We start from the raw sequence: 20,108 nt of genomic DNA, 5'->3' as shown, positions 1-20,108 counted from the left end.
GACCTGGGCCTGGTCCGGCAGGGCCCGCCGGACCAGGTGGCGGGGCCGGGGGCGGACGGTAAGCCGAGGTCCGGTCAAACCGCATGCTGCCGAACGGCTTTCGCAGCCTACGCTCGGCGCATTGCGGTGCATTGCCCGAATTGCGAAGCCGGGTCAGGCCGGCGTGACACCGAGCGTCGCGTAGACCTCGTTGCTCAGGGCGACGCTGCGGGGGTCGGCGTTGGCCTTACTGGCGTCGTAGCGGTTCATCACGTACGCGTAGCCGATGCCATGTTCCAGATCGACAAACCCGAATGAACCGCCCAGGCCGCCGTGGCCGAAGGTTCGCGGATTAGGGCCGTTGATGGCGCGCTGGTTGAGCATGTAGCCCAACCCCCAGCCGTGATCGGCCACCCGCGGACCGAGCACCAGATCGGTGTCGAAGCCGCCTTGCGACACTCGGACCAGGTCCATGTGTTCACGGCTGAGCAGCTTCTCTTGGGCGAGCGCGTTGTAGAACGTCGCCAGGCCCAGCGCCGAGACCAGTCCGTTGGTGCCCGGGAACTCCAGCTCACGCCACAGCTGCATGTCGTTGTTGCCGACTTCGTCGGCGGGGGCGAATCCCATCGAGACCGCCAGCGCGGCCTTAGGGTGTTCGTCCAGGGTCGCCGGACAGCCGGGGGCTTGCACATCGGCGAGCATCCCGCGCACCTTCGGCTCGTTGACCATGTCGGCACAGCGATGTTGTTCGTACCGGGGCAGGCCGATGTGGACGTCGGCGCCGATCGGTTGGGCGATCTCGGTGCGCAAGTAGTGGCCGATCGTGCGACCGGTGATCCGGCGGAACACTTCGCCGAGGATGAAACCGAACGTGGTCATGTGGTAGCCCTGAGCAGTGCCCGGCTCCCACCATGGTTCCGCCGCTGCCAACTGCTCGCAGACGAAGTCCCAGTCGGTGACTTGCTCCCAGCTCAGTCGCTTGTTCGGTCCGATCACGCCGGATCGGTGGCTCAGCACCATGGCCACGGTCACGGCTTCCTTGCCGTGTTGCCCGAACTCGGGCCAATAGCGGGCCACCGGCGCCTGCAGGTCCAGCTCACCGCGGTCGGCGAGCTGGTGGATGCAGGTAGCCGCCAGACCCTTGGTGCCGGACAGCACGTTGGTCAGGGTGTCCTGTCGCCAGGGTCGGGTACCGGCAGCGTCCGCCGAACCGCCCCAGAGGTTGACCACGAGATCGCCGTCAACCCATACGGCGACTGCCGCGCCGACTTCGTGACCCGACTCGAAGTTGCGCTGGAAGGCGTCGTGCACCTTGGCGAAGTCCGGCGCGCATGAGCCGTGTATTTCAACGTCGCTCATGGTGCCTTTCTGTGGGCAATTACCGAGGCCGAGCGGGCGACGGGAATCGAACCCGCGTCGCTAGTTTGGAAGACTAGGGCTCTACCATTGAGCTACGCCCGCATGCATTAAGTCGAGCGAAACTCTACGTGGTGGCCGAGATCAAATCTAATCGACGCAGTTATGTGACGCGCTTCGCGTGCTCCGTCAGGTCCCCGGAGGTCGCTGCGGGCCCGCCGTCGCCGGGCCGTAGGATCGCGAGGTCAGCGCGGGGTGTAGCGCAGCTTGGTAGCGCATCCGCTTTGGGAGCGGAAGGCCGCAGGTTCAAATCCTGTCACCCCGACCAGCCGACCGTCCGGAACGACCATCGAGGAGCACATCCGTGAAGAGCAGCGTCGAGCATTTGAGCCCCACTCGGGTTCGTATCAATGTGGAGGTGCCCTTCGAAGAGCTCGAGCCCGATTTCCAGCGGGCCTACAAGGAGCTGGCCAAACAGGTTCGGCTGCCTGGGTTCCGGCCGGGCAAGGCGCCGATCCGGCTCATCGAGGCGCGCTTCGGCCGCGAGGCGATGCTCGATCAGATCGTCAACGATGCCCTGCCCAGCCGGTACGGACAGGCGCTGGCCGAGTCGGAGATCCAGCCACTGGGCCGGCCCGACATCGAGGTCACCCGAAAGGAATACGGCCAGGATCTGGCTTTCACCGCGGAGGTCGACGTCCGTCCCAAGATCACGCTGCCCGACCTGGGCCAATTGACGGTCTCGGTGGAGCCCATCGAGGTCAGCGACGACGACGTCGAGACCGAGCTGCAGTCGCTGCGCGTCCGCTTCGGCACGCTGAACCCGGTCGAGCGGCCGGTGGCGGTCGGCGACTTCGTCACGATCGACCTGTCGGCAACCGTCGACGGGGAGGAGGTGCCCAACGCCGCCGCGGAGGGACTGTCCCACGAGGTCGGCTCCGGTCGCCTCATCGCAGGGCTCGACGACGCGATCGTCGGACTGTCCGTCGATGAGTCCCGGGTGTTCACCGCCAAGCTGGCAGCCGGCGAACACGCCGGGCGCGACGCGGAGGTCACCGTCACCGTCAAGTCCGTCAAGGAGCGCGAGCTGCCCGAGCCCGACGACGAGTTCGCCCAGTTGGCCAGCGAGTTCGACACCGTCGAGGAACTGCGGGCCAACCTGCGTGAGCAGGTGCTGCAGGCAAAGCGCGCCCAGCAGGCGGAGCAGATCCGCAACGCCACCATCGACACCCTGCTCGAGCAGGTCGACGTGCCGGTGCCGGAGTCCTATGTCCAGGCGCAGTACGACAGCGTCATCCACAGCGCACTGAGTGGCATCAACCACGACGAGGCCAGGTTCAACGAGCTGCTCGCCGAGCAAGGCTCGTCGCGTGAGGCGTTCGATGCCGAGGCCCGCAGCGCATCGGAGAAGGATGTCAAGAGGCAGCTGCTGTTGGACGCCCTCGCCGATGAGCTGAAAGTCCAAGTCGGCCAAGAGGACCTCACCGAACGACTGTTGACGACGTCGCGGCAGTACGGCGTCGAGCCGCAACAACTGTTCGCCTACCTTCAGGAGAACAACCAGCTGCCGTCGATGTTCGCCGACGTTCGGCGCGAGTTGGCGGTACGGGCCGTCGCCCGGGCCGCAACGGTCACCGATAGCGACGGCAACACGATCGACACCGCCGAGTTGTTCGGCACGACCACCGAGGCTTCGGAGGAGCCCGACGCGGGCGTCGAAGAGACAGATGCGGGAGCCGAAGACTCCGACGTCCCGGCCGAGACTGCCGACGCCCCGGCCGAGGCTGCCGATGCCCCAGCCGTGACCGACGCGACCGATCCGCCCGGCCACGAACACAGCGCGTGACGCTGTGAGCGAACGCGCCCATTTCAGGGGTGCGGGAGCGCCACACAGCCACTGCGGTTGGTTAGGGTCGGTTCATACGGAACTCAAGAAAGCAGGTGTCCCACTGTGAGCCAAGTGACTGGCATGCGTTCGAACTCGCAGGGCCTTTCCCTCACGGACTCGGTCTATGAGCGTTTACTCTCCGAGCGCATCATCTTCCTGGGTTCAGAGGTGAACGACGACGTGGCCAACCGGCTGTGTGCGCAGATTCTGCTGCTCGCGGCCGAGGACCCCACCAAGGACATCTCGCTGTACATCAACTCCCCGGGCGGATCGATCAGCGCCGGCATGGCGATCTACGACACCATGACCTTGGCGCCCTGCGACATCGCCACCTACGCGATGGGGATGGCCGCCTCCATGGGCGAGTTCCTCCTGGCCGCGGGGACCAAGGGCAAGCGTTACGCGCTGCCGCACGCTCGCGTCCTCATGCACCAGCCGCTGGGCGGCGTCACCGGCAGTGCGGCCGACATCGCAATCCAGGCCGAGCAGTTCGCGGTCATCAAGAAGGAGATGTTCCGGCTCAACGCCGAATTCACCGGCCAGCCGATCGAGCGCATCGAGGCGGACTCGGATCGCGATCGCTGGTTCACCGCCCCCGAAGCCCTGGAATACGGTTTCGTCGACCACATCATCACCCGCGCCGCAAGCGTCACCAATGGAGAAATGCAATGAATCCTCAGAGCCAGCCCCAGGCGCGGTACATCCTGCCGTCGTTCATCGAGCACTCCAGCTTCGGTATCAAGGAGTCCAACCCCTACAACAAGCTGTTCGAGGAACGCATCATCTTCCTTGGTGTCCAGGTCGACGACGCATCGGCCAACGACATCATGGCGCAGCTGCTCGTGCTCGAGTCGCTGGACCCCGACCGCGATATCACCATGTACATCAACTCGCCCGGCGGTGGGTTCACCTCTCTGATGGCGATCTACGACACCATGCAGTACGTGCGGGCCGACATCCAGACGGTGTGCCTCGGTCAGGCCGCCTCGGCGGCGGCTGTGCTGTTAGCTGCCGGGACGCCGGGTAAGCGGATGGCGCTGCCCAACGCGCGGGTGCTGATCCACCAGCCGTCATTGTCGGGGGTGATCCAGGGTCAGTTCTCCGATCTGGAGATCCAGGCAGCCGAGATCGAGCGGATGCGCACGCTGATGGAAACCACGCTGGCGCGCCACACCGGCAAGGACGCCGCGGTGATCCGCAAGGACACCGACCGAGACAAGATCCTGACCGCCGAAGAGGCCAAGGACTACGGCATCATCGACACCGTTCTGGAGTACCGGAAGCTGTCCGCGCAGAAGGCCTGAACTTAGGCCTCAACGGCCAGTGCCCGCCGGATCTCGGCGATGTCGGCCGGCCCCACCCGGCAGCATCCGCCGACGATGCGCGCTCCCGCGGCAACCCACTGCGTGGCGAGCTCACCAGAAAACCGCCGCGGGCCTACCCAGGCACGGCGCGGGCTGTCCCAATGCTCGCCGCTGTTGGGGTAGACGATCACCGGCTTGCCCACGTCGGCGCAGGCGATTGCCGCCAATACATCGTCGGGAGCGCAGCAATTGACGCCCACCGCGACGATCTCCGGAACTCCAGCGGCCACCGCGAACGCGTCGGCCAGCGGTTGCCCGGCTCGGGTTCGGGTCCCCTCGATCGTGTAGCTGAGCCACGCCGGCACGCCCACCTGGCGCACCAGGTTGACGAGTGCTTCGGCCTCGTCGACATCGGGGATGGTTTCCAGTGCCAGCACGTCCGCTCCGGCGGCGGCCAACACCTCCAGCCGGGGGCGATGCCACCTGGTTAGAGCCTTGACGCTGAGTCCGTAGCCGCCTCGATATTCCGACCCATCGGCGAGCGCGGCGCCGTAGGGTCCGACCGAGGCGGCCACCAGAAGGCCGGCCGCGCCGACCTCGTCTCGCGCGGTCGCGGCGAGTTCGACACTGCGGCGCAGCAACGCGACCGCTTCCTCGTGGCCGATCCGGTGCGCCGCGAATCCCTCGAACGACGCCTGGTAGCTGGCTGTCGTGGCGATCGTGGCGCCGGCGCGAAAGTACGCCGCATGCACCGCGGTGATCTCCTGCGGCGCGTCGGTCAGCAGCCGCGCCGACCACAACCGGTCGGTGAGGTCATGACCGCGGGCCTCGAGCTCGGTGGCCAGGCCGCCGTCGCTGATCACCACCGAATCAGCAGTCAACCGCACAACGTCACTGTAGGGTGGTCGCCTGGGGTGTGGGCCGCCACCGGGTGCCATGAGCATCGGTTGCATCACGACCGCGACACGCCGGCGACACCGATTGCGCGTCTCGACGAGTGCGGGCGCCGCCGGGCGATATGTTTCATTCAGACACGAGGCTATGAATACCCAGGAATATCAAAGACGCTATTCGGCGCCAACAGTCGCGGTGGGCCGCAGCAAGCGGGTAGCGTCGGGGAGTACACGCGGCACGGTAAGACGAACGGCGAACAGGAAGTAGGCCCTCACCATCATGGCGCGCATAGGAGACGGCGGTGACCTGCTGAAGTGCTCGTTCTGCGGGAAGAGTCAAAAACAGGTCAAGAAGCTCATCGCCGGTCCCGGAGTGTACATCTGCGATGAGTGCATCGACCTTTGCAACGAGATCATCGAAGAGGAACTCGCCGACGCCGACGATGTGAAACTCGATGAACTGCCCAAGCCCGTTGAAATCCGGGAATTCCTCGAGGGCTACGTCATCGGACAGGACACCGCCAAACGGACCCTGGCCGTCGCGGTCTACAACCACTACAAGCGCATCCAAGCCGGCGAGAAGAGCCGCGACTCCCGGCACGAGCCGGTCGAGCTGACCAAATCCAATATCTTGATGCTGGGACCGACCGGTTGCGGCAAGACCTACCTGGCCCAGACGCTGGCCAAGATGCTCAACGTGCCGTTCGCCATCGCCGACGCCACGGCGCTCACCGAGGCCGGTTATGTCGGTGAAGACGTCGAGAATATCCTGCTCAAACTGATCCAGGCAGCCGACTACGACGTCAAGCGCGCCGAGACGGGCATCATCTACATCGACGAGGTCGACAAGATCGCCCGCAAGAGCGAGAACCCGTCGATTACCCGCGACGTCTCGGGAGAAGGCGTTCAGCAGGCCCTGCTGAAAATTCTCGAGGGCACCCAGGCATCGGTTCCCCCACAGGGCGGCCGCAAGCACCCGCATCAAGAGTTCATCCAGATCGACACCACCAACGTGCTTTTCATCGTCGCGGGCGCATTCGCCGGGCTGGAGAAGATCATCTACGAGCGGGTGGGCAAGCGCGGCTTGGGCTTCGGCGCCGAAGTCCGCTCCAAGGCCGAGATCGACACCACCGACCATTTTGCCGAAGTGATGCCCGAGGACCTGATCAAGTTTGGTCTGATTCCCGAATTCATCGGCCGCCTGCCGGTGGTTGCCTCGGTCACCAACCTGGACAAGGAGTCGTTGGTCAAGATCTTGTCCGAGCCGAAGAACGCTTTGGTCAAGCAGTACACCCGGCTCTTCGAAATGGATGGCGTGGAGCTGGAGTTCACCGACGATGCGCTGGAAGCGATCGCGGACCAAGCGATCCACCGCGGCACCGGCGCTCGCGGCTTGCGGGCGATCATGGAAGAAGTTCTGCTGCCGGTCATGTATGACATCCCCAGCCGCGACGATGTCGCCAAAGTGGTGGTCACCAAGGAGACCGTGCAGGACAACGTGCTGCCGACGATTGTGCCGCGCAAGCCGTCCCGTTCCGAGCGCCGCGACAAGAGCGCCTAGCGTTGCGAAGATACGGGCCCCGACGCCACGACCCGAGCCCGTCGCGACCAAGCTCTGTACCCGCGCGTCGCCCAGCTGCGACACGATCGAGCGGTCTCAGACGGTCTTAGGTGCGGTTGCTGAGAAAGTGACCAAGACCACAGTTTGGGTTGCCGTCGCCACCGTCCCCGCCCTGACGTCGGCTTTTAGCGAATCGACCGCACTCTGCCGAGGTTCGGTGACGGCCAAACGCGCAGGAACAAGTGTCATACTTGATACCGCCAGTGACACCAAAACGTGAGGTGGGGGAGCCATTCCGACGGCGTAACCTGAAACCGCACCGGAGTGCTTCTCCTGATTAGGGCCTGATTAAAAGCCTGATTACGGACGGAAGGCGGAGACGTGGATCCGAATGGCAGCGGAGCCGAGCCGGAGTCTCATGCCGTGGCGTCGCATGCCCGGCACGAGCGGCGGCGCCTGGAACATGTCGTCATCCGTTTCGCCGGGGACTCCGGCGACGGGATGCAGCTGACCGGCGACAGGTTCACTTCGGAAGCGGCCATATTCGGCAACGACCTGGCCACCCAGCCGAACTATCCCGCCGAGATCCGGGCCCCGGCGGGCACCCTGCCCGGGGTGTCGTCCTTTCAGATACAGATTGCCGACTACGACATCCTGACGGCCGGTGACCGGCCGGACGTGCTGGTCGCGATGAACCCGGCAGCGCTGAAGGCCAATATCGGTGACCTGCCCCGCGGGGGCATGGTGATTGCCAATTCGGACGAGTTCACCAAGCGCAACTTGATGAAGGTCGGCTATGTCACCAATCCGCTGGAGTCCGACGAATTGGACGAGTACGTCGTGCATTCCGTGCCGATGACCACGTTGACCCTGGCGGCAGTGGAAACCGTCGGCGCGTCGAAGAAAGACGGCCAGCGCGCCAAGAACATGTTCGCTTTGGGGTTGTTGTCATGGATGTACGGCCGGCCGATACGGACCAGTGAAAACTTCATCAGAGAGAAGTTTGCGCGCAAGCCCGACATCGCCGAGATCAATGTGCTGGCCCTCAAGGCGGGGTGGAACTACGGCGAGACCACCGAGGCATTCGGCACCACGTACGAAGTTCCGGCGGCGGCCTTGCCGCCCGGTGAATACCGGCAAATCTCGGGAAACACCGCTTTGGCGTACGGGATCGTTGCAGCGGGTCAGCTCGCCAATGCTCCGGTGGTGCTGGGCAGCTATCCGATTACGCCGGCGTCCGACATCCTGCACGAGCTGTCCAAGCACAAGAACTTCAATGTCATCACCTTCCAGGCCGAAGACGAGATCGGGGGTATCTGCGCGGCCCTGGGCGCAGCCTACGGCGGTGCGATCGGTGTCACCAGCACGTCGGGGCCGGGTATTTCGCTGAAGTCCGAGGCACTAGGCCTTGGCGTGATGACCGAACTGCCATTGATCGTCATCGATGTGCAGCGCGGTGGGCCGTCGACTGGCCTGCCCACCAAGACCGAGCAGGCTGACCTGCTGCAGGCGTTGTATGGCCGCAACGGTGAGTCGCCGGTTGCGGTGCTGGCGCCGCGGTCGCCGGCCGACTGCTTTGAGGTCGCCGTCGAGGCGGTGCGGATTGCCCTTGCCTACCAGACCCCGGTGATCGTGTTGTCCGATGGGGCCATTGCCAACGGCTCGGAACCGTGGCGAATTCCCGACATCACCACCTTTGAGCCCATCGTGCACAAGTTCGCCAAACCGGACGAGCCTTTCCAGCCGTACAATCGCGACCCCGAGACTCTGGCCCGTCAGTTCGCCGTCCCCGGCACTCCAGGTCTGGAGCACCGCATCGGCGGGCTGGAAGCGGCCAATGGCTCCGGTGCCATCTCCTACGAGCCGATGAATCACGACCTCATGGTTCGGATTCGCCAAGCCAAGATTGACGGAATCCGAGTTCCCGACCTCGAAGTCGACGACCCGACGGGGGACGCCGAGCTGTTATTGCTCGGCTGGGGCAGTTCTTACGGGCCGATCGGCGAGGCGTGCCGGCGGGCGCGGCGCAAGGGGATCAGGGTCGCTCATGCCCACTTGCGGTACCTCAGCCCATTGCCGGCGAACCTGGGTGACGTGCTGCGAAGTTATCCGCAGGTAGTGGCACCGGAGATGAACCTGGGCCAGTTGGCGCTGGTGCTGCGCGGAAAGTATCTGGTCGACATTCAATCGGTCACCAAAGTTCAAGGGTTGTCGTTCTTGACCGACGAAATTGGCCGAGTTATCCGCGCGGCATTGGGCGGGACGCTGGCCGAGATTGAGCAAGACAAGACGATGGTCGCCAAATTGGGGGCGGCCCCCATTGGAGCGGGAGCTGTCGAATGACCGTCGCCGCGACCCAGTGGGGCGCCGCCCGTCAGCGCGGGACCAGGCAATGAGGAGGAGCGGCGCTCATGACTAGCGCGACCGGCGATCTGGCGGGCACAGACCTCGGGCTAACCCCGAGTTTGACCAAGAACTCGCGGGTGCCCACGACGGACCAACCGCAGAAGGCCAAGGATTACACCAGTGACCAAGAGGTCCGCTGGTGCCCGGGGTGCGGGGACTACGTCATCCTCAACACCATTCGCAACTTTCTGCCCGAACTCGGATTACGCCGCGAGAACGTCGTGTTCATCAGCGGCATCGGATGTTCCAGCCGCTTCCCGTACTACCTCGAGACCTATGGATTCCACTCGATCCACGGCCGCGCGCCGGCGATCGCGACCGGGCTGGCGCTGGCCCGCGAGGACCTGTCGGTGTGGGTGGTCACCGGAGATGGTGATGCGTTGTCGATCGGTGGTAACCACCTGATCCACGCAATGCGCCGCAACGTCAACATCACGGTTCTGCTGTTCAACAACCGGATCTACGGGCTGACCAAGGGGCAATACTCACCGACATCGGAGGTCGGCAAGATCACCAAGTCGACCCCGATGGGTTCGCTGGATACTCCATTCAACCCGGTCTCGCTGGCCTTGGGTGCCGAGGCGACGTTCGTCGGCCGCGCGCTGGATTCCGACCGCGCCGGGCTTTCCGCGGTGCTGCGCGCTGCCGCCCAGCACCGCGGTGCCGCGCTGGTCGAAATCCTGCAGGACTGCCCGATATTCAACGACGGCTCCTTCGACGCGCTGCGCAAGGAGGGGGCGGAAGAGCGGGTGATCAACGTCCGCCATGGTGAACCGATCGTGTTCGGCGCCAACGGTGAATACTGCGTCGTGAGGTCTGGCTTCAGCCTCGACGTGGCCAAGACCGTCGACGTGGCTGTCGAGGACATCGTGGTGCACGACGCACACGCCGACGACGCGGCGTATGCGTTCGCGTTGTCTCGGCTGTCCGATCAAAACCTCGAGCACACCGTGCTCGGAATCTTCCGCCACATCAGCAGGCCCACCTACGATGACGCGGCACGTTCTCAGGTCAGCGCCGCCCAGAGTACGGTTCCGTCCGACGCCGCCGCGCTGCAAGCGCTGCTCCGCGGGCGTGACACCTGGACTGTCGGCTGACGTGGGCGAACCGGTGCCGGGCGCAGGGTCACTCGCCGGGGTCGTCCTGGCCGGCGGAGAGTCGCGGCGGATGGGTCGTGACAAAGCGACGCTGCCGCTGCCAGGAGGGACCACAACGCTGGTCGAGCACGTGGTCGGTGTTGTCGGACAGCGCTGCGACCCGTTATTCGTGATGGCGGCTCCTGGGCAACCATTGCCCCCGTTGCCGGCTGACGTGCTGCGCGACGAAGTGCGGGGGCTCGGTCCGTTGCCGGCGACTGGGCGCGGCTTGCGTGCGGCCGCCGCGGCCGGCGCGCGGCTTGCGTTCGTGTGCGCGGTCGACATGCCTTTGCTGACAGTCGAATTGATCGATGAACTGGTGCGCCGTGCGGTGCAGACCAATGCCGAAGTGGTGCTGCCCTGGGACGGTCGCAGCCACTACTTGGCTGCGGTATACCGGACCGAGTTGGCCGATCGGGTTGATGCATTGGTTGCCGCCGGTGAGCGCAGGTTGAGCGCCTTCGTCGATGCTTGCGACGCTCAACGGATCGTGATGTCGAATTCCGGGCCGCTGTCAAATGTCAATACCGCGGCCGACTTGCGCCTACCAGCACAGCCTCGGCGCTGACCGTCAGCTCTTACCGTGCCCGGGCGACGGGCTGCAGAATTCGCGCCCGGTTTGCGTCGGTTTGCTCTCCGGATTGAGCGCAATCGAATTCTTGTGCAGGGCGTGAGTCTTTTACTTCTGTTTGTTTTCTAATTTCACACGTTATTGGTAGTTTTAGAATTCGTCCCTTATTATGGTCGTTTTCAGCCAAGAAGTACCTTGCCCCTTGTACTGCGCATCCTATGTTGTTGTAACACAGTGCATTTCGGCTGCCAGCTACCTAGGAAGTCGTTCCGCTGTCATCGTCGGTAAGTGTCTGTGCAAGAAATCAACGACAGCGCAGCCGACGGCAGGCATCCGGTCGTGTGCGCAATCAGCGGCCGGGCCGGCCTTGGCACGCCGGGGTGCGCGGCTACCTCGCCGGACCTGGACGATGAGGTCATTGAGCACGAAAAACCTTAGTGGGAACGCACTTTCGCTGAGCCATGAGTTGCGTCTCGGCCCCGCGACGTCTTCCGGGATTGTCACTTCGCCGGGCCCGCTTGGTGGCGAGGTCTACCGGCGATAGCGGGGGAGCGGTGTGCTATGAGCTGGGTCACGGTCACCTGCCGACGGATCCGTTGAATAGACCGGCGACCAATAGTGGCAAATGCGTGGCACAGCTCACAAAATGCGCGTGATTCGGCTCACCGTGGCACCGGAGGCACGAACGTCCGGCCGCAGCGATAAACAGGCGCTTGACCTGCGGAGACCATTGTACGACCGCGTCGTGATCCGCTTGTTATAGAACCGAAATATCACTTCGGCCGGGATGACGAATCCAAATCGTTATCGTACGGTGCGTTTAGCCCGAAACCGGGCATCAGTAGTTGAACACAATTGAATCCACGGATCCCGCGTGTGAGCGGAGCTGAGGGCGGCACGGATCTAGTACAGCCGTCGCAGCAGTCGGGCATAGAAACCCCCGACGGGCAACTTGGGCCCTCCGCTGTCGTGCCGAAACGAGACGGCACGTCCCAAAGCAGCAATTCCACCTGGACAACGCATCCAACCCACCGCCGTGGGCTGGCTCGCTTTGGCGCGCGCGCACCGCGAAAGGAACAATGTTGAAGAACGTCCGTAAGACGCTCATCGTCGCCGCGATCACAGGGACGCTCGTGACTGTGCCGTCCGGTACCGCCGCTGCGGACGAGGGCCTTGACCCGAACGCGGCGCCCGGCCCCGATGCGGTGGGCTTCGACCCGAACCTGCCTCCGGCTCCGGACGCCTTTGCTCAGGGCGCCCCGGACGACGCACCGGCCCCTGAGCTCGTGGGGTTCGACCCGAACGTGCCCCCGCCTGCGGCTCCCGACGCCGTGATCGCGCCGGTCGACCTGCCGGATGGGCCGGCCCCGGACGCCGCGCCGCCGGCCCCGGAACCGGTGGACTTCGACCCGAACATGGCGCCACCGCCGGCCCCCGACGTCCCGCCTCCTCCGCCGGCTCCCAAGGCCTACAGCGTGAACTGGGACGCCATCGCGCAGTGCGAGTCGGGTGGCAACTGGGCTATCAATACCGGTAACGGCTACTCCGGCGGCCTGCAGTTCACCTCCGGCACCTGGCATGCCAACGGCGGCTCAGGCTCGGCGGCCGGCGCCAGCCGTGAGGAGCAGATCCGCGTGGCCGAGAACGTACTGCGTTCGCAGGGGATCGGCGCCTGGCCGGTCTGTGGTCGTCGCGGCTGACCACACCGGCAGGCGATATAGCCGAACACCGGGTGCCGGGCCTTCGGGCCCGGCACCTGTCGTATTCGGGGTCGCAGCGTGCTGGGCCGCGCACCGCGGGTAGCGTCTGGCCAGTGACCGCAGCGCCGCGTGAATTCGACATCATCCTCTACGGGGCCACGGGTTTCGTCGGCAAGCTGACCGCCGAATACCTGGCTCGAGCCGGCGGAGACGCGCGAATCGCGCTGGCCGGCAGGTCGACCGAGCGATTGCTCGCCGTTCGCGACACGTTGGGAGAACCCGCGCAGTCCTGGTCGGTCGTCGCCGCCGACGCCGGGTCGCCCGCGACCCTCGAGCAGATGGCGGCCCGCACCCGAGTCGTCGTCACCACGGTCGGGCCCTATATGCGCTACGGGCTGCCGTTGGTGGCCGCGTGCGCCGCCGCCGGCACCGATTACGCCGACCTGACCGGCGAACCGCCGTTTGTCCGCGACAGCATCGATCAGCACCACAAGCAGGCCGCCGACACCGGTGCCCGGATTGTGCATGCCTGCGGCTTCGACTCGATCCCATCAGACCTCAGCGTGTACGCCCTGTACCACGCTGCGCACCACGACGGCGCGGGGGAACTGGGCGACACGCATTTTGTGGTCCGGTCCTTCGCCGGTGGGCTATCCGGCGGCACTATCGCGTCGATGCTGGAGATTCTGCGTGCCGTCTCCGCCGACTCTGACCTGCGTCGGCAATTCGCTGACCCGTACACGCTGAGCACCGACCGCGCCGCCGAGCCCGAACTCGGCCCGCAGCCCGATCTGCCATGGCGGCGCGGCAGTCAACTCGCTCCCGAGCTGAGCGGACTGTGGACGGCCGGGTTCCTGATGGCGCCGACCAACACCAGGATCGTGCGCCGCAGCAACGCGCTGTTGGATTGGGCCTATGGCAGGCGGTTCCGGTACAGCGAGCACATGAGCCTGGGATCATCGCTGCTGGCGCCGGTGGCGTCGGCCGTCATCAGCGGCATCGGAAACGTGACGACCGGATTGGGCAGCCGATATTTCCGGCTGCTACCACAAGGGTTGGTGCAGCGGGTGGTGCCCAAGCCGGGCTCCGGCCCGAGCGCGGCGGCTCGCGAGCGTGGCTACTACCGGATCGAGACCTACACCACCACAGCCTCGGGGGCCCGATATGTGGCGCGCATGAAGCAGGACGGCGATCCCGGCTACAAGGCGACGTCGGTGTTGCTGGGGGAGTGCGGTCTGGCGCTGGCATTCGATCGCGACAAGCTCTCGGATCTGCACGGGGTGCTGACCCCGGCCGCCGCGATGGGTGACGCGCTGCTGGCTCGCTTCCCGGCCGCCGGTGTGTCGTTGCACACCGAGCGGCTGGTCTGAGCCGGTGACGGCGTACGTCTAGGGTCAGAAGGGAGGTGGCTTGATATCCGACTCCGAAGGCAGCCTGTACCGATGCCCGGTCTTGATGATCTCTACACCCAGATTCCTACATCTGACATCGCGCGCACGCTCGGTGCCGACGAAACCGAGGTGGACGGGGCGGTCCGCACGCTGGTACCGGTGCTGCTTACCGGATTGCACCAGCATTCGCAGGATCCCGAACACGCCGGCCGGATCGAGTCAGCCGCCAGCAGCCACGCCGCGCGTGGCCTGCTCGACGCGGGCGGGGCGCTCGACCAGGTTGACCGGCGCGGCGAAGAGGAGGCCGAAGAGGTCGTCGCCACGCTGTTCGCCGGCAATGACAGCGACTGCGTGGCATCGGCACTGGCCAGTGGTGGGGCCGGAAGGAGAGAACTTCTGCAGCGGTTGTTGCCGCTGGTGCTCCCGATCGTGCTGGCATACCTGGGAAATCAGCTCCGGCCGGGCGGCGCACTGCAGGGTACCGCGGTCCAGCACGAGGAAACAGGCGCCGGTGGCGGCGTGGCTCAGCTGCTCGGCGGGATCCTCGGGGGCGGAAATGATGAAACGTCCCTCGGCAACCTACTGGGTGGCAGGGGCCGCGCGCTGGGTGACATCATCGGCGGGCTCCTCGGCGGAAGAAAGTAACCCGGCGCAATCAGTCGGCCGGACCGGATGACGAAAGGCAAAGCATGTCAGACACGCTTGGCGAAGGACAGCGGCTGCAGCGAGGGCAATCCCTGGTCTCCAACAACGGGGCCTACACCTTGACCCTGCAAGAAGACGGCAACCTGGTGCTCGCCGCTGACGGCACGCCGGTATGGGCCACGGCGACCGACGGCCAGGATGTGGTGCGCGCCGAGCTGCAGACCGATGGCAACTTCGTCCTCTATACGCCGCAGCGACCGGTCTGGCACAGCGACACCGTGGGCAGCAGGAGCGTCAGGCTGGTGCTCCAGGATGACCGCAACCTGGTGCTCTACGCGGCCGACGGACCGGCCTGGGCCACCGGGACGCAGACCGACACGCCGCCGGCCGACCTGCAGAAATCTATTGACGCCCCGGAGGTGACCGGCGCGGCGCAGGCGGCGCAGCCCGTCGGGGAAGCGGCGCCGGAGCCCATCGCAGCGGCGGTCGCCGACGAGCCGGCTGAGCCCGCTCCCAATTCGTACACCGTGGTCTCCGGCGACACCTTGTGGGGCATCGCCGAACGCTTCTACGGTGACGGGAACAGATACCAGGCGCTGGTCGACGCCAACGCGATTCCCAATCCCGACCTGATCCATCCCGGACAGGTGCTCACGATTCCGTGATCGACTCCTTGATAGCCGTTCACCTGCAGTTTTAGGCGCCTACACGCCGCTACGCGGCGGTTCCTAGAATTGACCGGTGACCGCGCGCGCCCGCTTCGACGCCGACCAGCTGCCCAAGTCGTGGGACCCGGGTGCGATGGAGGGCGCCATCTACCAGAAGTGGCTGGATGCCGGTTACTTCACCGCGGACCCCGCCAGCAGCAAGCCCGCCTACTCGATCGTGCTGCCGCCGCCGAACGTGACCGGCAGCCTGCACATGGGCCATGCTCTGGAACACACCATGATGGACGCCCTGACCCGCCGAAAACGGATGCAGGGCTACGAGGTGCTGTGGCAGCCGGGCACCGACCATGCCGGTATCGCCACCCAGAGCGTGGTGGAAAAGCAGCTGGCGGTCGACGGCAAGACCAAAGAGGACTTCGGCCGTGAGCTGTTCGCCGCCTTGGTCTGGGACTGGAAGCGGGAGTCGGGCGGGGCGATCGGTGGTCAGATGCGCCGGCTCGGCGACGGGGTGGACTGGAGCCGCGACCGGTTCACCATGGACGAGGGGCTGTCGCGGGCGGTGCGGACGATCTTCAAGAGGCTCTACGACGCCGGGCTGATCTATCAGGCCGAGCGGCTGGTCAACTGGTCGCCGGTGCTTCAGACGGCGATCTCGGATCTGGAGGTCAACTACCTCGACGTCGAAGGCGAGCTGGTGTCGTTCCGGTACGGCTCGCTGGACGACTCGCAACCGCACATCGTGGTCGCCACCACCCGCGTGGAGACGATGCTCGGCGACACCGCGATCGCGGTCCACCCCGACGACGATCGCTATCGCGGCCTGGTCGGCACCAGCCTGCCGCACCCGTTTGTCGACCGGCAGCTGATCATCGTTGCCGACGAGCATGTGGACCCCGAATTCGGCACCGGCGCAGTCAAAGTCACGCCCGCTCACGACCCGAACGATTTTGAGATCGGGATACGGCACAGCCTGCCGATGCCCTCGATCATGGACACCAAGGGCCGGATCGCCGGCACCGGAACACAATTCGACGGCATGGACCGATTCGAAGCACGGATCGCGGTGCGCGAGGCGCTGGCCGCCGAAAGCCGCGTCGTCGAGGAGAAACGCCCCTACCTGCACAGCGTGGGACATTCCGAGCGCAGCGGGGAGCCGATCGAACCGCGGCTGTCGTTGCAGTGGTGGGTCCGGGTGGAATCGTTGGCCAAGGCCGCCGGCGACGCGGTGCGCAACGGCGACACCGTGATTCACCCCGCCAGCCTGGAACCGCGCTGGTTCGCCTGGGTCGACGACATGCACGACTGGTGCATCTCGAGACAGCTGTGGTGGGGTCATCGCATCCCGATCTGGTACGGGCCCGACGGCGAAAAGGTATGTGTCGGACCGGACGAAACACCCCCGGAGGGCTGGGAGCAGGACCCCGACGTGCTGGACACCTGGTTCTCCTCCGCGCTGTGGCCGTTCTCCACTCTGGGCTGGCCCGAAAAGACGCCGGAGCTGGAAAAGTTCTATCCGACAAGCGTTCTGGTCACCGGCTACGACATCTTGTTCTTCTGGGTGGCGCGGATGATGATGTTCGGCACCTTCGTCGGCGGCGACGACGCCATCACGCTCGACGGCCGCCGCGGCCCCCAAGTTCCGTTCACCGACGTGTTCCTGCACGGGCTGGTTCGTGACGAGTTCGGCCGCAAGATGAGTAAGTCCAAGGGCAACGTCATCGACCCGCTGGAGTGGATGGACACGTTCGGTGCCGATGCGTTGCGGTTCACGCTGGCCCGTGGAGCCAGCCCCGGTGGCGACTTGGCGATCGGCGAGGACGCCGTCCGCGCGTCGCGCAACTTCACCACCAAGCTGTTCAACGCGACGCGCTACGCACTGCTCAACGGCGCCGTGCTGGCGCCCTTGCCGGCGCCGGCCGAGCTGACCGACGCCGACCGCTGGATCCTGGGCCGACTGGAAGAGGTTCTCGCCGAAGTGGATTCGGCCTTCGGCAGCTACGAGTTCAGCCGCGCCTGCGAAGCGTTGTATCACTTCGCCTGGGACGAGTTCTGCGACTGGTATGTCGAACTGGCAAAAACCCAACTGGCCGAAGGACTCTCGCATACCACAGCGGTACTGGCAGCGGCGTTGGACACGCTGCTTCGGCTGCTGCACCCGGTGATCCCGTTCATCACCGAGGCGCTCTGGCAGGCTTTGACCCGGGAAGAGTCACTGGTGGTCGCCGACTGGCCGCAGCCCTCCGGGATCGCTCTGGATCCCGTTGCTGCGCAGCGCATCAGCGATATGCAAAAGCTGGTGACCGAGATCCGGCGATTCCGCAGCGATCAGGGCCTGGCCGACCGGCAAAAGGTGCCGGCCCGGCTGGCCGGTATCGACGAGTCGGACCTGAACACTCAGGTTGCCGCCGTGACATCGCTGGCATGGCTCACCGCTGCGGGTCCGGATTTCCGCCCGTCGGTGTCATTGGAGGTTCGGCTGAGCCGGGCAAGGGTCGTCGTCGAACTCGACACCTCCGGCACGATCGACGTGGCCGCGGAGCACCGCCGGCTGGAAAAGGAATTGGCTGCGGCGCAAAAAGAGCTGGCAGCAACCGGCGCCAAATTGGCGAACGCGGAATTCTTGGCCAAGGCGCCCGAAGCTGTTGTCGACAAGATCCGCGACCGTCAGCGGCTGGCGCAAGAGGAAACCGACCGCATCACGGCCAGGCTGGCTGCGCTGCAATGAGTTTCGAGTCGACAGACCGGCCATCCGGCGCCATCGCTCCCACGCCGGACGAGATCGCTTCGCTGCTGCAGGTCGAGCACCTGTTGGACCAGCGCTGGCCGGAGACTCGCATCGAGCCGAGCCTGACAAGGATCAGCGCGCTGCTGGACCTGCTGGGTTCGCCGCAACTCAGCTATCCCTCGATCCACATCGCCGGCACCAACGGCAAGACGTCGGTGGCGCGGATGGTCGACGCATTGGTCACCGCGTTGCAGCAACGCACCGGCCGCACCACCAGCCCGCACCTGCAGTCGGTGGTGGAACGGATCTCGATCGACGGAAAGCCGATCAGCCCGGCGCAGTACGTGGCGACGTACCGGGAAATCGAGCCGTTCGTGCAGATCATCGATGAGCAGTCGCAGGGTGGTTTCTTAGGGGAAGAGGGCCCGCGCCTGAGCAAGTTCGAGGTGCTCACCGCGATGGCGTTCGCCGCGTTCGCCGACGCGCCCGTCGACGTCGCGGTGATCGAGGTGGGTATGGGTGGACGATGGGACGCCACCAACGTGATCAATGCGCCGGTGGCGGTGATCACCCCGATCAGCAAGGACCATGTCGACTACCTCGGGAACGACATCGCCGGGATCGCAGGCGAGAAGGCGGGGATTATTCGTCGAGCCGCCGAGGGCTTGCCGGACACGGTCGCGGTCATCGCGCGTCAGCGCCCGGAGGCCATGGAGGTGCTGCTGGGCCAGGCGGTCGGCGCCGACGCCGCGGTCGCCCGGGAGGATTCGGAGTTCGCCGTGTTGGGCCGGCAGGTCGCCGTCGGCGGTCAGGTGCTGCAACTGCAAGGCCTGGGCGGGGTGTACTCCGACATCTACCTGCCGCTGCACGGTGAACACCAGGCACACAACGCGGTGGTGGCGCTGGCCGCCGTCGAGGCCTTCTTCGGCGCGGGTGCCCAGCGTCAGCTCGATGTCGAGGCGGTTCGGGCGGGATTCGCCGCGGTCACCAGCCCCGGCCGACTGGAACGGATGCGCAGCGCACCGACGGTGTTCATCGACGCCGCCCACAATCCGGCCGGGGCGGCTGCGTTGGCCCAGACCCTAGCCGGCGAATTCGACTTCCGGACGTTGGTCGGGGTGATCAGTGTGCTGGCCGACAAGGACGTCGACGGCATTCTGCAAGCGGTGGAGCCGGTGTTCGACTCGGTCGTGGTGACCCACAACGGGTCGCCGCGCGCACTGGATGTCGAGTCGCTGGCCGCGGCCGCCCGGGAGCGGTTCGGACCCGATCGAGTGCTGTCCGCCGCGAACCTGAGCGATGCCATCGACACGGCAACCGCGCTGGTCGACGAGGCGGCCGCTCAAAAAGGGGCCGAAGGGGGCTCGTTCTCCGGCTCCGGAATCGTCGTCACCGGATCGGTCGTCACCGCCGGGGCGGCCCGCACGCTATTCGGACGTGACCCGCAATGACCGGCCAGCCGCAAGAGCCGGCCGACACCGGTGATCCGACACCGCGGGCCGACCCGTGGAAGAGCTTCGGTGCGGTCATGGCCGCCACACTGCTTCTCGAGGCGATCGTGGTGCTGCTGGCCATACCGGTGGTGGGTGCGGTGGGCGGCGGGCTGAGTCCGGCATCGCTGGGGTACCTGATCGGGCTGGCCGCGGCATTGATCCTGCTTGCCGGGCTGCAGCGCAGACCGTGGGCGATCTGGGTGAACCTCGGCGTGCAACTGGTGCTGCTTGCCGGGTTCGCCGTGTACCCCGGCGTCGGCTTCATCGGCGTGCTGTTCACCGGGGTATGGGTGCTGATCGCGTACTTCCGGGCCGAGGTCCGGCGCCGGGAGCGAGGGGGAGCGTCGCCGCCAGGCTGAGCCGGACCTGCCGCGCGAGTTCAACGTTGGCCA

At 65.8% G+C, this 20,108-nt stretch carries 16 protein-coding genes and 2 tRNA genes; 15 read left to right on the top strand and 3 right to left on the bottom strand.

Translation table 11 applies throughout. The features are described 5' to 3' along the window. Window positions 1-153 precede the first annotated feature (153 nt). Window positions 154-1,338: a serine hydrolase domain-containing protein gene (locus EET03_RS18435; protein WP_075542535.1), complete on the bottom strand. Its 1,185-nt coding sequence runs from the start codon at window positions 1,336-1,338 to the stop codon at window positions 154-156. 31 nt (window positions 1,339-1,369) lie between these two features. Next, a tRNA-Gly gene (locus tag EET03_RS18430) sits at window positions 1,370-1,440 on the bottom strand. Between the two features lie 146 nt (window positions 1,441-1,586). On the opposite strand from EET03_RS18430, the gene EET03_RS18425 reads away from it, so the two are divergent. The 4 genes from EET03_RS18425 to clpP2 all read left to right on the top strand — a co-directional run bounded on the left by EET03_RS18425 (window position 1,587) and on the right by clpP2 (window position 4,527). Next, window positions 1,587-1,663: transfer RNA gene (locus EET03_RS18425), tRNA-Pro, on the top strand. A gap of 36 nt (window positions 1,664-1,699) precedes the next feature. Beyond that, the gene (gene tig, locus EET03_RS18420) at window positions 1,700-3,181 is read left to right on the top strand and encodes a trigger factor (protein WP_099193647.1); all 1,482 of its coding nucleotides are present in this window, start codon (window positions 1,700-1,702) and stop codon (window positions 3,179-3,181) included. A 105-nt stretch (window positions 3,182-3,286) separates the two neighbouring features. Further along, complete coding sequence (locus tag EET03_RS18415) at window positions 3,287-3,895, top strand: ATP-dependent Clp protease proteolytic subunit (RefSeq protein WP_099193646.1); 609 nt, start codon at window positions 3,287-3,289, stop codon at window positions 3,893-3,895. After that, window positions 3,892-4,527, top strand: coding sequence for an ATP-dependent CLP protease proteolytic subunit ClpP2 (gene clpP2, locus EET03_RS18410; RefSeq protein ID WP_063470928.1), 636 nt, complete (start codon window positions 3,892-3,894; stop codon window positions 4,525-4,527). Before EET03_RS18415 ends, clpP2 begins: the two co-directional genes overlap by 4 nt. A 2-nt stretch (window positions 4,528-4,529) precedes the next feature. Here clpP2 and mmuM read toward each other — a convergent pair whose 3' ends face one another. Continuing rightward, complete coding sequence (mmuM, locus tag EET03_RS18405) at window positions 4,530-5,414, bottom strand: homocysteine S-methyltransferase (protein ID WP_099194228.1); 885 nt, start codon at window positions 5,412-5,414, stop codon at window positions 4,530-4,532. Window positions 5,415-5,700: 286 nt separating this feature from the next. Here mmuM and clpX point away from each other — a divergent pair, with 286 nt between their 5' ends. The 11 genes from clpX (at window position 5,701) to EET03_RS18350 (ending at window position 20,075) form a co-directional block, all read left to right on the top strand. Continuing rightward, on the top strand, window positions 5,701-6,981 hold the full coding sequence (clpX, locus tag EET03_RS18400) for an ATP-dependent Clp protease ATP-binding subunit ClpX (RefSeq protein WP_023365883.1): 1,281 nt from the start codon (window positions 5,701-5,703) through the stop codon (window positions 6,979-6,981). A gap of 381 nt (window positions 6,982-7,362) precedes the next feature. Continuing rightward, window positions 7,363-9,324: a 2-oxoacid:acceptor oxidoreductase subunit alpha gene (locus EET03_RS18395; RefSeq protein ID WP_063470929.1), complete on the top strand. Its 1,962-nt coding sequence runs from the start codon at window positions 7,363-7,365 to the stop codon at window positions 9,322-9,324. 68 nt (window positions 9,325-9,392) lie between these two features. Further along, window positions 9,393-10,484 carry a 2-oxoacid:ferredoxin oxidoreductase subunit beta gene (locus EET03_RS18390; RefSeq protein WP_075542538.1) on the top strand — a complete coding sequence of 364 codons (1,092 nt, stop codon included), beginning with the start codon at window positions 9,393-9,395 and terminating at the stop codon, window positions 10,482-10,484. A gap of 1 nt (window position 10,485) precedes the next feature. Then, window positions 10,486-11,091, top strand: coding sequence for a molybdenum cofactor guanylyltransferase (mobA, locus tag EET03_RS18385; protein ID WP_279637713.1), 606 nt, complete (start codon window positions 10,486-10,488; stop codon window positions 11,089-11,091). Window positions 11,092-12,176: 1,085 nt separating this feature from the next. Next, complete coding sequence (locus tag EET03_RS18380) at window positions 12,177-12,794, top strand: transglycosylase family protein (protein ID WP_075542560.1); 618 nt, start codon at window positions 12,177-12,179, stop codon at window positions 12,792-12,794. 113 nt (window positions 12,795-12,907) lie between these two features. Then, window positions 12,908-14,164 carry a saccharopine dehydrogenase family protein gene (locus EET03_RS18375; protein WP_075542539.1) on the top strand — a complete coding sequence of 419 codons (1,257 nt, stop codon included), beginning with the start codon at window positions 12,908-12,910 and terminating at the stop codon, window positions 14,162-14,164. Window positions 14,165-14,236: 72 nt separating this feature from the next. Then, window positions 14,237-14,830 (top strand): DUF937 domain-containing protein, encoded by a 594-nt coding sequence (locus tag EET03_RS18370; RefSeq protein WP_075542540.1) that lies wholly within the window; start codon window positions 14,237-14,239, stop codon window positions 14,828-14,830. Between the two features lie 44 nt (window positions 14,831-14,874). Beyond that, window positions 14,875-15,495 (top strand): LysM peptidoglycan-binding domain-containing protein, encoded by a 621-nt coding sequence (locus tag EET03_RS18365; RefSeq protein ID WP_075542541.1) that lies wholly within the window; start codon window positions 14,875-14,877, stop codon window positions 15,493-15,495. A gap of 76 nt (window positions 15,496-15,571) precedes the next feature. Further along, window positions 15,572-18,223 (top strand): valine--tRNA ligase, encoded by a 2,652-nt coding sequence (locus tag EET03_RS18360; protein ID WP_075542542.1) that lies wholly within the window; start codon window positions 15,572-15,574, stop codon window positions 18,221-18,223. Then, entirely contained in the window at window positions 18,220-19,674 is a 1,455-nt protein-coding gene (gene folC / locus EET03_RS18355; RefSeq protein WP_075542543.1) for a bifunctional tetrahydrofolate synthase/dihydrofolate synthase, read from the top strand. Before EET03_RS18360 ends, folC begins: the two co-directional genes overlap by 4 nt. Then, a complete protein-coding gene (locus EET03_RS18350; RefSeq protein WP_075542544.1) occupies window positions 19,671-20,075 on the top strand; it encodes a DUF4233 domain-containing protein in 405 nt (134 codons plus the stop codon). The genes folC and EET03_RS18350 overlap by 4 nt, the downstream gene beginning before the upstream one ends. Window positions 20,076-20,108 lie beyond the last annotated feature (33 nt).

Origin of the sequence: Mycobacterium innocens, from assembly GCF_900566055.1 — a bacterium.
Classification (GTDB): domain Bacteria; phylum Actinomycetota; class Actinomycetes; order Mycobacteriales; family Mycobacteriaceae; genus Mycobacterium; species Mycobacterium innocens.
Note: the sequence above shows the minus strand (reverse complement) of the source record. Positions and strands in the feature narration are given on the sequence as shown.

Bases quoted from the DNA above. Each gene is read 5' to 3' on its own strand.
- EET03_RS18435 (WP_075542535.1), bottom strand. From the start codon at position 1,338: ATGAGCGACGTTGAAATACACGGCTCATGCGCGCCGGACTTCGCCAAG.
- clpP2 (WP_063470928.1), top strand. From the start codon at position 3,892: ATGAATCCTCAGAGCCAGCCCCAGGCGCGGTACATCCTGCCGTCGTTC.
- clpX (WP_023365883.1), top strand. From the start codon at position 5,701: ATGGCGCGCATAGGAGACGGCGGTGACCTGCTGAAGTGCTCGTTCTGC.
- EET03_RS18390 (WP_075542538.1), top strand. From the start codon at position 9,393: ATGACTAGCGCGACCGGCGATCTGGCGGGCACAGACCTCGGGCTAACC.
- EET03_RS18370 (WP_075542540.1), top strand. From the start codon at position 14,237: ATGCCCGGTCTTGATGATCTCTACACCCAGATTCCTACATCTGACATC.
- EET03_RS18365 (WP_075542541.1), top strand. From the start codon at position 14,875: ATGTCAGACACGCTTGGCGAAGGACAGCGGCTGCAGCGAGGGCAATCC.
- folC (WP_075542543.1), top strand. From the start codon at position 18,220: ATGAGTTTCGAGTCGACAGACCGGCCATCCGGCGCCATCGCTCCCACG.
- EET03_RS18350 (WP_075542544.1), top strand. From the start codon at position 19,671: ATGACCGGCCAGCCGCAAGAGCCGGCCGACACCGGTGATCCGACACCG.